Source organism: Herpetosiphon sp. NSE202 (genome assembly GCF_042688385.1).
In the GTDB taxonomy this organism is placed as follows: domain Bacteria; phylum Chloroflexota; class Chloroflexia; order Chloroflexales; family Herpetosiphonaceae; genus Herpetosiphon.
This window is the reverse complement of the sequence record NZ_JBHUPY010000017.1, coordinates 134325-148946: the sequence shown is the minus strand read 5'-3', so window position 1 is coordinate 148946 and position 14622 is coordinate 134325. Positions and strand designations below refer to the sequence as shown.

Genomic DNA, 14622 nt, shown 5'->3' with positions numbered 1-14622 from the left:
GTCGTCGATGAGTGCGTGCAGAAAAGCTGCTGGATGCTATCGACTAGACCAAATATTGCTTAAACCAAGCCAACGTTTCAGCCCACGCTGCTTGGGCAGCCTCTGCATTATACCGCTGACCAGTATCATTATGAAAAGCGTGATTCACCCCAGGATAAATTTCTTTGCGATAGACTTTATTATTTTGCTGCATCGCTGCTTCAACATCAGCCACAGTGCTGGTAATGCGATCATCATCTTCGGCATAAATTGCCAAGACTGGCGCATTGATTTTGGGAATTTCGCTGCTCGGCACTGGTGGGCCATAGAATGGCACCGCAGCTTTTAATTCGGGCATGCCTGCTGCGACCAGCCAGGTAACCCCGCCACCAAAGCAAAAACCAACCATACCAACCTTGCTGGTATCGGCAAAAGCTTGGGTTTTGAGATAGTCGACCCCAGCCTTGAAATCGGCCACATGGCGCTCTGGTGGCGCGCCGCTCAGCAAACCAGGCACGCTGTCGGCATCGGTAATGCTAGCCGTGCCACCTTCACGCGAAAGCAAATCGAGCGCCAAGCCAACATAGCCAGCCTTCGCGACGCGGCGAGCTACATCTTGAATATGGGGCGTAAGCCCACGGTTTTCGTGGCAAACCAAGACGACCGGAAATGGGCCATCACCAACTGGCTGGGCCAAATAGGCCATTAATTGGGCATCGCCGCCAGCAAAATCGACCATTGCTGCTTTGACTGCTGGATCATTTTCGGCAACGCTGTTAGGCACGCTGCCAGTGGTGCTAGCAGTAGTTGGAGTAGCTTCAAGCGCGGCAGCGGTGGTTGCAGTTGGGGCAGTGGTGGGGTTGGGAGCGCTGGTCGCAGTGGCAGGCGTGGCAGGATCACCACAGGCGGCCAATAATTGGGTTGCGACCACAAGCCCGGTAATGCCTGCGATCTTCTTCAAGGCCTGTCGCCGCGTCAGCAATCCTTCCTGATAATCTTCGACGAACTCATCAACCAAATACTGTTGTAAATGATTCATCGGGCATCCTCATACACTAAATGCTTGCCATATCTCAGTCTACGCTTGTTTTGGCCCAAACGGATGGCTGCAAAGATGAGGATTTATTAATTTTATTTACTATTTCAGCATTTAGAAGTTCCCTCACCCCCCAACCCCCTCTCCCACGAAGACGCGGGCGAGGGGGAGCACCTGTAGCCCCTCACCCCCCAACCCCCTCTCCCACTGAGCGCGGGCGAGGGGGAGCCGACCGTTTTTCACCATACATTTTGGTAAAACCACCATGAAAAAACCCCTCGCCCATCCGATGGGCGAGGGGGTTGGGGTGAGGGGCTTTTTGCCATTTAAATCTGAAAGGTGTTGACAAGCTCGATATTGCGTTCGCGTAGCAGCGTTTCGACTTCGCCTGCTTGGTCAGCATTATCATTATCGATTGCCAAAATTGTTTCGCCATCTTTGAGTGCTTGCTCATAGGAAGCAGCTAAATCGTTGCCAAGGCCAATTTGACTGAACGCGCCAAGCACACCGCCAGCGGCTGCGCCAGCAACGGTCGAGCCAAGAATCCCCGCGCCCAAGGCTGGCCCGATGCCAGGAATTGCAAATGACATTAAGCCAGCCACGACCCCCACAACGCTACCAGCCGTTACGCCCGCAGCCGCTCCAGCAGCTACATCAGTGCGATCTTTTTCGGCTTCGACAGTTTTTTCCGAGGCATACAACACCCCAATATCATCGGGCTTAACTTGGGCTTGTTGCAATTCGGCCATCAGACCGTCAAGCGCGGTGCGATCTGTCAAAATACCCATAACGCGATAGCGGGCCATGATTCAACTCCTTGTATTTAAAAGCTACGCTCGTTGTTGGCAAGGGCTATGCCATGGCTCAAATGAGCCGCATTAAATTTGTTATCATGGGTGTATGAAACGTTGTTTATGCGCATGCTGGCTGCTTGTATTGCTTGCCAGCCAACCACAATCGGCTCAGGCTCACGCCCTTGATCAGCTTTTTCAAGATATGCGGGTGCAGGTTCAGCCAACCCAAATTGTGCTGACTGTTCACTTAATCGCTGGCCCATTAATTACGCCACGCTTGTGGGAAGAGCTCGACGCTGATAATTCGCATACGCTTGATCAAACAGAAATTGAGCGCTGGTGTACTGAATTTAATCGCAATTTGGAGCTGGGTTTTGATCAACAGCCACTGCAATTAAGCCTTTACGAAATAAGCGAATTTCCGATTAATAAAGCCGATTTTATTGGCTCGAATGCGACGAACCTGACTTGGACTGCGCAGGCAAAGCTTGGCTCAATTGCTCCAGGCGCGCATCAACTCAGCCTCGAATCCAACAGTTACCACGATATTAGCGTGGTTGATTGGAGCAAAACGCGGGGGCGGGCGGGAATTGTGGCCCAAGAAGCCAGCAGCATGGATTTGCACAGCGCGCAGTTTCCAATCAAATGGCCGAGCGCTTTTCGGAGCGATGGCGCAATTGCTTTGCCAAGCGCCGAACCAACAGCCGCCCAAACCCAACCAAGCTCAGGCCTTGTGGCCCGTTTGCAAACTGGCGATAGCTCGTTTGGCTTGATTGCGGCGACGCTTGGACTAGCCTTTAGCTTTGGGGCGGCCCACGCCTTGCAACCAGGCCATGGCAAAACCTTGGTTGCAGCCTATTTGGTCGGCAGTCGCGGCACAATTCGCCAAGCAACCATGCTCGGGGCAATCGTTACGCTGACCCATACTGCGAGCGTTTTTGCGCTGGGCGGCTTGATGTTGCTGTTCAGTGCCTGGGTTACACCGGAACGCTTTGTGCCAATTCTCACCTTGATCTCTGGAATTTTAGTCGCAGGCTTGGGCGTGCGCATGCTCTGGGAGCGGGTGCAAGCCCTTCGTTCTGGCAACCAAGGCCATGCTCATGGTGGGCTTTTTCACAGCCATACAGATGGCGCAGCAGGCCATAGCCATGTGAGCAACCGCAAATTGCTGGGCTTGGGCATTTCGGGTGGTTTGGTGCCCTGCCCCGAAGCCTTGGTAATTATGATTGTGGCAGCGACGCTTGGGCGAATTGGCCTTGGCTTTGCCATGATTATTTCGTTTAGCGCAGGCTTGGCAGCAGTATTAATTGGGATTGGGATTGTGTTGGTGACGCTTGGCTCACGGCTGATCAAACTTAGCCAGCCAGAAGCGCGCTGGGTACGTTGGCTGCCAATCGCTAGCGCTGGCGTGGTGACATTGCTTGGGATTGGGCTTATGCTACAAACATTCTAAATTTTTAGCAGGAGCATTGTATGGCGTTGATTGTTGTGGTTGGGGGAGCCGACACTGGGCGCGCTCCGATGGGTGCTGTTTTGTTGCGCCGTTTGTTGCTGGAAACGCAGCCAACATGGCAAATTGAATCAGCAGGCGTTTTAGGTCACGATGGCGATACGTGGCAACCAGAGGCGCGCATGGCCTTGGAGCACCTCAATGCCACGCCACCAGCCCACACCGCCCGCTCGCTCAGCCCAACACTGGCAATGCAGGCCGATTTGTTGTTGGCAGTTGATCGCGGGGTTGGGCGGGCCTTGGAGTTGCAATATCCCGATGGACGTTGGCAAGTGTTGCCCGATTTGGCCGAATCAGCCCGCGAGGTGCTTGATCCATTTCGCATGACCCTTGATGCATGGCTGATTTATGGCCGTGAGCTTGAGCATCAATTGAAAGTTTCGTTGCCAAAAATTATTGCCTATTGCCAAGGCGAAACGCTTACGCCAACCATCGTTGCGAGCAAGGTTGAAGCAGCAACCCAGCCAATTGCCAGCCCTGTCGAGCTTGGCGCAGAAGTGCATCCGGCCTATCGGCGCTTGCATATTTTGGCCTTTGGCATCGCAGGTATTCCCGAAGTTGTCGATTGGGCCAAGGCGCGGAATAGTTTACGCGAGGCCATGCAAAGCTTTGCCAACCACCTCGCTGCGAGTGCTGGCCCAAGCGATTTGCGGCCTGCGGCGTTGGCGATGCTGGGCGGGGTACTGGGTGCTGGCAGCGATCCACTCAGCAGCAATCAATTGGTCATTTTGCGCGAAATCGTTGGGCGAGTGGCCCAAACCCTCGATCCGCAAGATTTGGCTGGCTTAGCAGGAGCAATCGGGCGGTGGCAGAGCTAATTCCGCTAACAATTAATGGCATCGATAGCCAAGCCAGCGTGCAGCTAAGTGCCACCAATTGGAACGAATGGGCAGTGGTCAATTTGGCGTGTCCACCTCAAACCAATGTGCGCCATGCTGCGCTAGCGATTGGCAACGAGAATTTGGGCGTACCCAATGCTAGCCCATTCGACCCAACCTGGCGCTGGGCATGGCAGCCGCGCGGGCAGGCAGGCACAGTGCATGGCAGCTTGCAGATTGAGTGGGCTGATGGCTCGGTTCAACAGCAAACATTTCAATTTGAGTTGCAACCGCATTTACTTGATATTGAATTGTGGCAAGCCTTATTGCACGATCTCAGCCAACTAGCCCGCTCGTTGGCGCTGCGAATTGGCAGCCCCAGTTTTGCCCAAGCGGTGATTGTGCCGCTGCTACCAAATGATCCTAGCCCATTTTTGGAAGCGCTGAATTTAATTAACCAAAGCAGCCAGCAAGCAAGCCAGATTGTGCGCCAGTTGCAACGCCACGCCAAATCGACGCTTGAGCAGCAGCAGCAAGCTACCGATTTAGGTGCGGCTCAGCAATTTAAGCTTGATCAATTGGCCCAGCCCAGCGCGAATTATCACGTGCTCGAACCTTATGGGCCATTGCCAGCCCAAGTGCAGGCCGAGCATGCCCGCAGCTCATTCGATTTACCAGAGCATCGCTGGTTGGTTGGCTTGATCGAACAAATTGAGCGCCGTTTGCGCCAGTTGCGCCGCCTCGCCGCCGAGCAACGCCAAATTGATTTGAGTGCGCTGCAAACCACAATCGAACAGCGGCTTACCAGCTTACGTCAATTACGTCAAGCAGCGCCGTTGGCAGGCTTGCAAGCACGCCAGCAACCAGTCCAAAGCCAATTAATCAATCGCGATCAGCGTTATCGGCCAATTCGCCAATTGGCCCACAGCTTGCACGAACAACCCTTGCTGACCTTGGAAGTTGGCAGTTTGGCGCTGCCTTTGGCCGATGTGCCAAGTTTATATGAACAATGGTGTGCCTTGCAGGTCGCGCAATTGCTGGCCCAATTTGGCAGCGTTGAAGCCCAACAATTGCTCAACGAAGATTCACAACGCGAGCGCTGGGTGCTGGGGCTGAATTCGACTACGCCATTGTTGAGCGTGCGGATTGGCCCGCAACTTTGGCATTTGCGCTATCAAGCCCGCTTCGGTGCCCAGCCTGATCGTGATGGGTTGTATAGCCTTGATCGGTATCTGCGGATTCCCGATTTGGTGCTGCAAACCACGACCGCGCGCGGCAAACAGCTGTTGGTCCTTGATGCCAAATATCGGCGTGCGCCCGACCAGCGCGTGCCGCAAAGTGCGCTCGATGATGTGTATGCCTATCGTGGCAGCCTTGGCTATGCTGGGCAGCCATGTGTGCTCGCCGCTGCGGTGCTCTATCCGCAACAAACGAGCGAAGAATTTGGCCCAATTTCGGCGCTTGGCCTTACGCCAAACAATAACGCTGCTTTATCACGCTGGTTGGAGCATTGGCTCAATCTGCTGCATCAATAAAGGAATTAATCATGCCTGTTTATGAATATGTATGTTCGCAATGTCAAGGTCGTTTTGCCCGGCTCGTGCGTGGGTTTAGCGATCCCAGCGATTTACAATGCCCGCGTTGTTCGAGCAAAGCGGTCAGTCGGGCGATTTCGCAGGTTGCAGTGGTGCGCAGCGAAGATGCCCGTTTGGATGCAATGGCCGACTCTTCGATGTTCAACGATCTTGATGAAAACGACCCGCGCTCAGTTGCCCGTTGGGCCAAAAAAATGGGTCGCGAGCTTGGCGACGACCTCGGTGGCGATTGGAACGAAATGGTCGATCAGATGATCGACGAAGAAATGGGCGGCGAAGGCGAGGGCAAATCTGGCGGCGCTGCCAGCAACGATTTGGGTTGGGGCTAGGATTAATATTCCCTCACCCCCAGCCCTCTCTCCCACTGAACGCGGGCGAGGGGGAGCACCCGTTTTTACAAGGATTTTTGCACGAACCACGGCGTTAAAGCCCCTCGCCCGTTGAACGGGAGAGGGGTTGGGGTGAGGGGAGCTTCATAACCGACCCTCACCCCCCAGCCCCCGCTCCCACTGAACGCGGGCAAGGGGGAGCAGCACGTTTTCATCACGATTTCGGCGAAAACCACCAAACCAAAAAGCCCCTCGCCCAGTGGATGGGCGAGGGGTTGGGGTGAGGGGAACTTCCTCAACTTATTGGCGTTTGATAACGTCTAAATCGCCATGGCAAGCTGTGTAGATTCCCCCATCTGGGCTAAGCATGGTATTATTGCCTGAGGATTGGCGGCAGTGCATTGGGCAGTGTTTCGCCTACAATTACATGACAAGTTAGGTGCTATATGTTTCGACGACTCTTCGGTGGTGAAGAACGCTCCGAACAAGAAATTAAACAAGAAGAAAAAAAGATTGAACAAAGTGTTCAAAAGACCAAAAGTGGCTTTTTTGGTCGTATTACAGCTATGTTCCGCAGCGAAGATCCCATTACCAATGAGCTGTGGGATGAGCTAGAAGAACTGTTGATTGCTGGCGATGTCGGGGCCGAAAATGCCTTGAAAATCGTCGAGCGCGTGCGCGAACGCTGCGAAAAGAAGGGCTTGAAGTTTGCCAGCGAAGCCCGTTCGTTGCTCAAAAGCGAGTTGGTCAACCGCCTCGATGTTGATACGCCGCAATACTCCGAGCGCTCAACCAAGCCGTATGTGATTTTGGTGGTTGGGGTCAATGGGGTTGGCAAAACCACCTTGATTGCTAAGCTGTCGAATCGTTATAAGGCGATGGGCAAAAATGTCATTCTGGCTGCTGCCGATACCTTCCGCGCCGCCGCAATCGACCAATTGCAACATTGGGCCGATCGGGTTGGCGTGCCAGTGATTAGCCAACAGCCAGGCGCAGACCCAGGTGCAGTTGCCTACGATGCCACCCAAGCAACCTACAATCAACAAGCAGATGTCTTGATTATCGATACTGCTGGGCGCTTGCAAAGCAAGCATAATTTGATGAAAGAGCTTGAAAAAATCTCGAACGTGGTTAAAAAGCGCTGGCAATATGCGCCCCACGAGGTGCTATTGGTGCTCGATGCCACGACCGGCCAAAACGGCTTGATTCAGGCCCGCGCCTTTACCCAAGCAGCCCAAGTGACCCACTTGGCCTTGACCAAACTTGATGGCACGGCCAAAGGCGGCATCGCCTTCGCGATTGTCCAAGAAATCGAGCGCCCAATTAAATATATTGGCACTGGCGAAACGATCAACGATTTAGCCTTGTTCGATGGTGAATCATTCGTTAATGCGCTCTTCGAGGAGGAATAACATGGCAAAATTGTTATGCCCCGCGTGTAAAAAAGCTCTCAAACTTAGCCCTGTAATGCGCGTTGGCGCACAAGTTGGCTGCGTCAACTGCGATAACGTGCTCAAGATCGTCAGTCGTAATCCCGATAAGGTTGAGGTGCTTGCCGAATCAGCAACCCACAATCCTGATAGCAAACCAGAATCTTATGCCTAAGTGGACATTGACTCACATTCGGCAAATGCTCCTAATCGGCCTGTTAGCGCCATTGCTAACAGGCTGTTTGCTGATGGCTGGGCGCAATGAGCAAGCGACGATCACCGCCGATCTCGGCTCGCAAAATGTTGAGTTTGTGAGCAGCGATACCAACGGCGAAGCGGTGCTGCAAGCGCTCGATATTGGTACGCAGCCAATGACTCTCGACGTGACGTTTAACGCCAAAGTCGATAGCGGCGAATTGGTGATTGAGGTCTTGAGCGGCGAGCAGGCCAACGTGGCCTTTAGCTTGGTGGCTTCAGCAGAGGGCAGCAGCCAGCGCGGCATTGTTCAGAGCAATGATGTTGGCGATTTGCAATATCGTGTGAAGTCGACCAACGCGCGCAATGGCAGCTATCGAATCAGCTATCAGCCGCCACCAACGCCGACCTTTACGCCAACGCCATCGCCAACTTGGACACCCACGCCAAGCGAAACGCCCGTGCCGCCAACTGTGGAGGTAACAGCCACGCCATGATTGCCAATTCACGGATTAAATTAATTGGGTTGGTGGCCTTGGGCACGTTGCTCGGTGCAATTGGGGCCTTTATGGCCTATCAAGCGCGAGCGCTTGCGCCCAGCCCTGAGCAACTTAAGCCCTATGTTTGGGCGGTGGTGGCCGTGCCGTTTGGCAGCTTTCTTGGCAGTTTGCTTGGTCAATGGCGCTTGTATCGGCCTTTTGCTGGCTGGTTGGTGCTGACCTATGTGCTCAGTTTGTTTGCTGCCGCGCGCCTCGAACGCATTTTTGTTGGCCAAGAGGCTGCTGTAGCCAATGGCCATGCGAGCTATTTAATTTTAGCGATTATCTTGCAAAGTTTCGGTGCATTACTGGTAGCATGGCGGTTAAGCGCTGTTGCTCCTGCTGCACCAACTGCTTAGCGCCCTAAGGAGGCGATGAATTTCATGAAAGGTTTAGTTCTGAGTGGTGGTAAAGGCACACGCCTCCGCCCAATCACCTATACCAGCGCCAAGCAATTAGTGCCGGTTGCCAACAAGCCTGTGCTTTTTCGGGTTATCGAAGCCTTACGCGATGCCAATATCGACGAAATTGGGATTGTGATTGGCGATACTGGCAATGAAGTGCGCAACGCTGTGGGCGATGGCTCACGCTGGGGCGTAAAGATCGAATATATTCCCCAAGAAGCGCCGCTCGGTTTGGCCCACGCGGTCAAAATTAGCCGCCCATTTATTGGCGACGATAAATTTGCGCTCTTTTTGGGCGATAACTGTATCGAGGGCGGAGTCAGTTCGTTGGTTTCTGGCTTTGCAACCGCCGATTACAATTCGCAAATTGTGCTCAAGCAAGTGGCCAACCCACAGCAATATGGCGTGGCTGAATTGCGCCACGATGGCTCGATTGAGCGCTTGACTGAAAAACCCCGCCAACCACGCTCAGACCTTGCCTTGGTCGGCATTTATATGTTCGACCAGCATATTTGGGAAGCGGTCGAGGCGATTAAGCCTTCGTGGCGCGGCGAGCTTGAAATTACCGATGCGATTCAATGGCTGATCGAGCATGATTATCATGTTCATGCCCACATTCATCAAGGCTGGTGGATCGATACTGGCAAGCGCGCTGATATGCTCGATGCAAATCGCTTGATCCTTGAAGAAATCACGCCGCATGTTTCGGGCTTTGTCGATCGCGATTCGCAATTGGTTGGCAAGGTGACGATTGAAAAAGGCGCGCAAATTATCAATAGCGTCATTCGCGGGCCAGCGATTATTGGCGAAGATACGCGGATTGTAAACTCATACGTTGGACCGTTTACCTCAATCTATCATCATTGTACGATTGAGGAAAGCGAAATTGAGCACTCGATTGTGTTGGAAAATAGCGAAATTATTCGCTTGCCCAACCGCATCGAAGATAGCTTGATTGGGCGCAACGTCAAGCTGCATACCTCGCCAATGAAGCCCAAAGCCTACCGCCTCATGCTCGGCGATAACTCCGACGTGGGACTTTTGTAAAAGGATGAAGGATGAATTATGAGGGATGAAACGCTGCAATCACTATTTCATAATTCATAATTCTCATGCTCGGCGATAACTCCGACGTGGAACATTTGTAAAGGATGAAGGATGAATTATGAGGGATGAAAATCTGCAATTACTATTTCATAATTCATCCTTCATCCCTCATAATTAAACATTATGGCTGATAAATTCCGACAAGCAGAATTACATTATCGACGTGGATTATCACTGGAACATGCGGGACGCATTGCTGAGGCTGTTGAGGAATATCGACAGGCTTTGCAAGAAAATCCGCAGCTTCGGGCTGCCCATGTGGCTTTGGCAAAATATTATTTACGCAATGGATTAATGGCCAAAGCTGCCGATGCTTGGCATGCAGTCGTGGCTATCGAGCCAGATTACGAAGGATTAACTAATTATGCGACTGTTTTAATTGAATTAAAGCAGTATCACGAAGCACGGCGCATTTTGCGCCTGTGCGTCGATCTGTTTCCGCTTGATACCTTTGTAACCTATGAATTGGCCTATATTGATTTTGCTGAGGGTTTATATCAACAAGCGCTTGATCAATTGCTCGATGTGCGGCCAATTTATAACGATGAATGGGAATTTCACGAACTGATCGGGCGTTGCCAAATTAAGTTGCAGCTATATGATGCAGCCTTGGCCAGCTTTGGCCGCGCCATTCTCTTGGTCGAGGATGATGAGCAGATCGAACAGTTGCAAGATTTGGGCAGCGTTGCCCGCCGCCATCAAGAATTTGCCATGGTCAGCAACGAAAAAGATGCTTGGTATGCCACCCATGGCCTAATTTGCCTGGGCAGCAACATTGATGATGGCCTGAATATCAAGCCGCAAGCTGCATTTGCTTGGTCGTTCGAGGCAATTGCCACAACCTTGCAACGCGCAGCAGTCTTGGCCGAAGGCCATATTTGGCGCTGCGACCAAGTGCTGGCGCTTGATAGCCAAAGCAAGCCGCTGGCCCAAGCCTTGGCTCAGCTTTTACAACGCCCATATATTCAAAAAATTAGCGACCCCGAAAAAAACACCTTGGTGGTGATGGCTGAATTTAACCAAAGCGCCATGCTTGAGGCAATCGCCGAGCAAATCGATGGGCCGCATAGCATTTTTGCCCTGAGCATGAGCAGCACCCCCGAATTGCTCGATGACGTGCCCGATTTGATTGGCTTGCCGATTCAAAAGCCAAGCTTGCCATGGCTCAGCCAAGCAGCAGCAATTGCAAATGCCAGCCAAGAACTGCTCGCGGCTCTCGCCCAAACCAAGCCAGAGCCAAATCGCGAACAGCAAGTTGAGTATTATCGCGAGCATCACCGCCTAATTAGCCTGAACGACTAACCGTCAGCAAGGTTATGTCGTCTGCTTGCTCGGCTTCGCCCACAAATGCTTCAATTGATTGCCAAACGCAGGTCAGCAAGGATTGAGCATCGTGGAAATCGCCAGTTTTGAGCACTTTGGTCAAGGCTGCATCATCAAAAACCTCGCCCGCCAGATTAAAGGCCTCAGTCGCGCCATCGGTAAAGCCCAAGAAAAATTCATCGGCAGCAAGGATGGTGCTTTTGGCTTTATACGGCAGATCTTCCATAATCCCCAAGGGCAAGCCAGTGCCTTCCAAATAGCGCAAGGTGCGGCTGGTACGATTGATGATAATCGGCGGATTGTGGCCAGCGTTGACATAGGCCAATTCGCCAGTATGTGGGTCGAACGAGGCAAAAAACAGCGTCGTGAACATATTGCTTGCGCCGTGTTCGCGCGAAATGTAGTTGTTGGTCACGTTGATTGCGGCAATCAACAAAGCCAATGAATCGGGAGCAATCTCAGGCCGGGCCGCCAAGGCTTGGGCATTCGAGTGCAACAACGAGCGGGTGAGCGCCACAAAGAGCGCTGCAGGCACGCCCTTACCACAAGCATCAGCAACCACCAAGCCAATTTTATCGCCGCCAAGCTTGATCACATCGTAAAAATCGCCGCCAACCTCTAAGGCTCCTTGATTGAAGGCCACAATTTGCCAATTTTCTGGTTGGGGAATGCTTGGCGGCAAGAAAAAGCGCTGAATATCGCGGGCAATCGCCAACTCGCGCTCAATCCGTTCGAGCCGCAAAAGCTCTTGCTGGGCCGATTTGAGTTCTTCGTAGGCACTGGCTAGCTCGATATTTTTCTTTTCTAGCCCACCGAGCATTTGGGCGTTGGCTTGGCGCAGGCGGCTAGTGCCACCGCGCAGCAAGGCCATGGCCGTGGTTGGGTTGGCGTGCATCAAGGTCACAAATTCGGCCTCGGTGATGCGCAGCAGGGTTGCGGCAGTGCGTGCGCGCACGCTGGCAGCACGTGGGCTATTATCGATCAAAGCCATCTCGCCCAAAATTGCGCCAGGCCGACAGCGTTCGAGCAAAATGGTTTCGGTCGCCAGCGCCTTGATCACATCCACATCGCCAGCCATCACAATATAGCAATCATCGCCGCTATCGCCTTCGCTAAACAAGGTTTCGCCTGGCGCTAAACGCACATGTTCGGCGCTTTGAACTAAATTGTGAATTGTGGCTTGATTGACCTCGTGAAATAAAGGCAGTTGCTCCAAAAACTCAACCAATGGTGCAATACTCGCTTCGGTTGAAGCTTTTTTGGTTACGATCAGGGTGTTCCAACCAGTCGCAAGATCGTGCTGGTATGTGATTGAATCGGCCATTTCGCGCACCAAAAACACGCCCAAGCCACCAACTTGGCGATCGTGAATGTTGGCAAACAAATCAGGCGGATCAGCATCATCAGGATCGAAAGGCTGGCCGCGATCAAGAATTCGAATCGCCAGCTCGCCATTTTCGAGGGTACTGTGCAATTGCAAGGGGCCGCCTTGCTCGGCATAACTATATTTGATGATATTGGTGACAATTTCTTCAATCACTAAGCCGAGCACAAAGGCTTGTTCGCTCGTGAGGGCAAAGTCAGTTTCGATCGCGGTGGTGTAATCGGTGAGGGCTGCGAGGTTTTCCCAACGGGCATCAATCTCAATGCTGCGCGCTTCAGATATAGCCATAGACACACCTTCGATAGCTATCAGCAATAGGCTATCATAAAAAACAGGCCCATACCTGCTGGTTTCAACAGGTATGGCGATTATCGCCCGATGTAGGGCTTTTAGCAAGCAGGATTTTGCGCAGCAAAGCGTGGTGATGAAACGTCCCCTCACCCCCCAACCCCCGATCCTTTCAAAGGTAAGCTTTAAAAAAGCGTGGTGATGAAACGTCCCCTCACCCCCCAGCCCCCTCTCCCACGAAAACGCGGGCGAGGGGGAGCCGACCATTGTTCGCCAAGGAATTGCGGGAGAACCAGCGCGTTAAAGCTCCTCGCCCAGCGGATGGGAGCGGGGTTGGGGTGAGGGGATCTTCACAACCGACCCTTGGAAGCCAGCCCCTCGCCCAGCGGATGCGCGAGGGGTTGGGGTGAAGGAAATTCTCTTATGGTGCCAAAACGAGGCGCGGGTTGCTTGGCTTGCTGCTGATTGGTTGGCCGATTGGTTGCAATTGGCTGCTGGCGCGTTGGGCCTGAAACAATTGCCAGCCATCAGCTTGCGGTGCAAAAAAGTAGAGCACTTGCTCGTTCCAACCAGCCATCAGCGCTTGGTGGGGCAACACTTGGCTTTGGCCTTCTGGGTTGATGATTAGGGCATTTGACTGTTCAGTGCCGTTGAGCGCCAGCCAATCATCTGCCGCCCAAACACTCTGTTCACAACTATTGACTGAGAGCGCACTCAACACGCCGTTGCGCCAATAACTTGGTTGATCGAGGTTGCACAAAAGCATGGCTTGGCCAGTTGGGCTTAATGAAACGTGACTAGCATTGATGCCTTCAACTTGCTGCACTTCGCCGTTGCCTTGCCAACGATAAACTGTTGGCACACCATCGCGCGGCTGATCGGCATAGACTAATGTGTTTGCATGAAGCTCTGCAGCGATCGTCATGGCCTGCGCCAGCGGCGTAAGCGTGCCAGTGCTGGCATCAAACACGATGAAACTGGCACGTCCTTCTGGCTGGCTATTGAATTGGGTAATTAATTGTTGATCAAGCCAGCCGACTACTTGTGCACCCATCGCCAACGGATCGGCAGTAATCGGCGTGACGCTCGCATCTGCAAAATTATAGACCTGAACGCTTGGGTTGCCCCAGCCGCCGCCAGTGCCAAAGCTGCTGGCCGAAGCAAAGGCCAAATAGTCGCTATTGGGCGATAGCACCAGATCGACTTCTAAATCAGGGGTGTTGGTCAAGCGTTGGGCTGCGCCAGTTGCCACATCAACCGCATACAGATCAACCTGATCTTCGTGGGCCGAAGCCAAGAACAGGGTTTTGCCATCGCGCGACCAAACTGGAGCGTTATCAGTCAAGGCACTTTGGCGGCCCAAGATTGGCGTTTGATCAGCTGCTACTGCGGGCAGCAAATTAAGCAAACGGCGCGGGTTTTGCTCATCAACCCCAACAAGCCACAACTCTGCCAACTCAAGTTGCTCGGTTTTGGGCTGGCTGTCGTTGACGATAATAATCGCCAATTGCTTGCCATCGGGCGAAGCCGACCATGGCAAATAGGTATTGGGTTGGGTTGGATTAGCTAATTGATAGGTCGTGCCCGCCAAACTGATGGCACCAATACTGCCATCAGCAGGCAGGTCAAAAATAACTGAGCCAGTGCTAATTGCTGGCTCGGCAGTATAATCGGCAATCGTTGCAGTTGGACGTTCGGGCAATGAACTAGCAGGTAGGGCTTGGCTCGGCATTGGGCTTGGTTGAGTCGCAGGTTGGGTGGCACAAGCAGCCATACATAGCCCCAACCCAAGGATTTGGGCGAGTCGTCGCATCGGTTTTTCCTCCTCAATTGGTTGGGTAATACGCCTATTGTAGCCAAAATCGCCCAAATTACCCTGATGATCGATTGA

The 14622-nt window shown here is 52.9% G+C and carries 14 protein-coding genes; 10 read left to right on the top strand and 4 right to left on the bottom strand.

Features of this window, described 5'->3' with window-relative positions:
* Positions 1 to 43: 43 nt before the first annotated feature.
* Positions 44 to 1018 (bottom strand): dienelactone hydrolase family protein, encoded by a 975-nt coding sequence (locus tag ACFMKP_RS20020; protein ID WP_382294442.1) that lies wholly within the window; start codon positions 1016 to 1018, stop codon positions 44 to 46.
* 323 nt (positions 1019 to 1341) lie between these two features.
* Complete coding sequence (locus ACFMKP_RS20015; RefSeq protein ID WP_382294440.1) at positions 1342 to 1821, bottom strand: hypothetical protein; 480 nt, start codon at positions 1819 to 1821, stop codon at positions 1342 to 1344.
* Positions 1822 to 1915: 94 nt separating this feature from the next.
* Here ACFMKP_RS20015 and ACFMKP_RS20010 point away from each other — a divergent pair, with 94 nt between their 5' ends.
* From ACFMKP_RS20010 to ACFMKP_RS19965, 10 genes are all read left to right on the top strand, one after another.
* The gene (locus ACFMKP_RS20010; RefSeq protein ID WP_382294438.1) at positions 1916 to 3262 is read left to right on the top strand and encodes a nickel/cobalt transporter; all 1347 of its coding nucleotides are present in this window, start codon (positions 1916 to 1918) and stop codon (positions 3260 to 3262) included.
* Positions 3263 to 3282: 20 nt separating this feature from the next.
* Complete coding sequence (locus tag ACFMKP_RS20005) at positions 3283 to 4137, top strand: low molecular weight phosphatase family protein (RefSeq protein ID WP_382294436.1); 855 nt, start codon at positions 3283 to 3285, stop codon at positions 4135 to 4137.
* A complete protein-coding gene (locus ACFMKP_RS20000) occupies positions 4125 to 5672 on the top strand; it encodes a DUF2357 domain-containing protein (protein WP_382294434.1) in 1548 nt (515 codons plus the stop codon). Before ACFMKP_RS20005 ends, ACFMKP_RS20000 begins: the two co-directional genes overlap by 13 nt.
* Positions 5673 to 5683: 11 nt before the next feature.
* Positions 5684 to 6061, top strand: coding sequence for a zinc ribbon domain-containing protein (locus ACFMKP_RS19995; RefSeq protein WP_382294432.1), 378 nt, complete (start codon positions 5684 to 5686; stop codon positions 6059 to 6061).
* Positions 6062 to 6507: 446 nt separating this feature from the next.
* Positions 6508 to 7473 carry a signal recognition particle-docking protein FtsY gene (ftsY, locus tag ACFMKP_RS19990; RefSeq protein ID WP_382294430.1) on the top strand — a complete coding sequence of 322 codons (966 nt, stop codon included), beginning with the start codon at positions 6508 to 6510 and terminating at the stop codon, positions 7471 to 7473.
* A gap of 1 nt (position 7474) precedes the next feature.
* On the top strand, positions 7475 to 7666 hold the full coding sequence (locus tag ACFMKP_RS19985) for a hypothetical protein (protein WP_382294428.1): 192 nt from the start codon (positions 7475 to 7477) through the stop codon (positions 7664 to 7666).
* Positions 7659 to 8183 (top strand): hypothetical protein, encoded by a 525-nt coding sequence (locus ACFMKP_RS19980; RefSeq protein WP_382294426.1) that lies wholly within the window; start codon positions 7659 to 7661, stop codon positions 8181 to 8183. The genes ACFMKP_RS19985 and ACFMKP_RS19980 overlap by 8 nt, the downstream gene beginning before the upstream one ends.
* The gene (locus ACFMKP_RS19975) at positions 8180 to 8584 is read left to right on the top strand and encodes a hypothetical protein (RefSeq protein ID WP_382294424.1); all 405 of its coding nucleotides are present in this window, start codon (positions 8180 to 8182) and stop codon (positions 8582 to 8584) included. Before ACFMKP_RS19980 ends, ACFMKP_RS19975 begins: the two co-directional genes overlap by 4 nt.
* A 24-nt stretch (positions 8585 to 8608) precedes the next feature.
* Positions 8609 to 9676, top strand: coding sequence for a glucose-1-phosphate thymidylyltransferase (locus tag ACFMKP_RS19970; RefSeq protein WP_382294422.1), 1068 nt, complete (start codon positions 8609 to 8611; stop codon positions 9674 to 9676).
* A gap of 183 nt (positions 9677 to 9859) precedes the next feature.
* Positions 9860 to 11038, top strand: coding sequence for a tetratricopeptide repeat protein (locus tag ACFMKP_RS19965; RefSeq protein WP_382294421.1), 1179 nt, complete (start codon positions 9860 to 9862; stop codon positions 11036 to 11038).
* Here ACFMKP_RS19965 and ACFMKP_RS19960 read toward each other — a convergent pair.
* Together ACFMKP_RS19960 and ACFMKP_RS19955 are read right to left on the bottom strand one after the other, a co-directional pair.
* On the bottom strand, positions 11022 to 12731 hold the full coding sequence (locus tag ACFMKP_RS19960; RefSeq protein WP_382294419.1) for a SpoIIE family protein phosphatase: 1710 nt from the start codon (positions 12729 to 12731) through the stop codon (positions 11022 to 11024). The two genes, ACFMKP_RS19965 and ACFMKP_RS19960, sit on opposite strands and share 17 nt — an antisense overlap.
* 421 nt (positions 12732 to 13152) lie before the next feature.
* Positions 13153 to 14544 carry a TolB family protein gene (locus tag ACFMKP_RS19955; protein WP_382294417.1) on the bottom strand — a complete coding sequence of 464 codons (1392 nt, stop codon included), beginning with the start codon at positions 14542 to 14544 and terminating at the stop codon, positions 13153 to 13155.
* Between the last annotated feature and the right edge of the window lie 78 nt (positions 14545 to 14622).

What these genes read in the sequence shown, in the direction of transcription:
- ACFMKP_RS19965 (WP_382294421.1), top strand. Translation starts at nt 9,860, where the DNA reads ATGGCTGATAAATTCCGACAAGCAGAATTACATTATCGACGTGGATTA.
- ACFMKP_RS20010 (WP_382294438.1), top strand. Translation starts at nt 1,916, where the DNA reads ATGAAACGTTGTTTATGCGCATGCTGGCTGCTTGTATTGCTTGCCAGC.
- ACFMKP_RS19985 (WP_382294428.1), top strand. Translation starts at nt 7,475, where the DNA reads ATGGCAAAATTGTTATGCCCCGCGTGTAAAAAAGCTCTCAAACTTAGC.
- ACFMKP_RS20005 (WP_382294436.1), top strand. Translation starts at nt 3,283, where the DNA reads ATGGCGTTGATTGTTGTGGTTGGGGGAGCCGACACTGGGCGCGCTCCG.
- ACFMKP_RS19995 (WP_382294432.1), top strand. Translation starts at nt 5,684, where the DNA reads ATGCCTGTTTATGAATATGTATGTTCGCAATGTCAAGGTCGTTTTGCC.
- ACFMKP_RS19970 (WP_382294422.1), top strand. Translation starts at nt 8,609, where the DNA reads ATGAAAGGTTTAGTTCTGAGTGGTGGTAAAGGCACACGCCTCCGCCCA.
- ftsY (WP_382294430.1), top strand. Translation starts at nt 6,508, where the DNA reads ATGTTTCGACGACTCTTCGGTGGTGAAGAACGCTCCGAACAAGAAATT.
- ACFMKP_RS19960 (WP_382294419.1), bottom strand. Translation starts at nt 12,731, where the DNA reads ATGGCTATATCTGAAGCGCGCAGCATTGAGATTGATGCCCGTTGGGAA.
- ACFMKP_RS19955 (WP_382294417.1), bottom strand. Translation starts at nt 14,544, where the DNA reads ATGCGACGACTCGCCCAAATCCTTGGGTTGGGGCTATGTATGGCTGCT.
- ACFMKP_RS19975 (WP_382294424.1), top strand. Translation starts at nt 8,180, where the DNA reads ATGATTGCCAATTCACGGATTAAATTAATTGGGTTGGTGGCCTTGGGC.
- ACFMKP_RS19980 (WP_382294426.1), top strand. Translation starts at nt 7,659, where the DNA reads ATGCCTAAGTGGACATTGACTCACATTCGGCAAATGCTCCTAATCGGC.
- ACFMKP_RS20015 (WP_382294440.1), bottom strand. Translation starts at nt 1,821, where the DNA reads ATGGCCCGCTATCGCGTTATGGGTATTTTGACAGATCGCACCGCGCTT.
- ACFMKP_RS20020 (WP_382294442.1), bottom strand. Translation starts at nt 1,018, where the DNA reads ATGAATCATTTACAACAGTATTTGGTTGATGAGTTCGTCGAAGATTAT.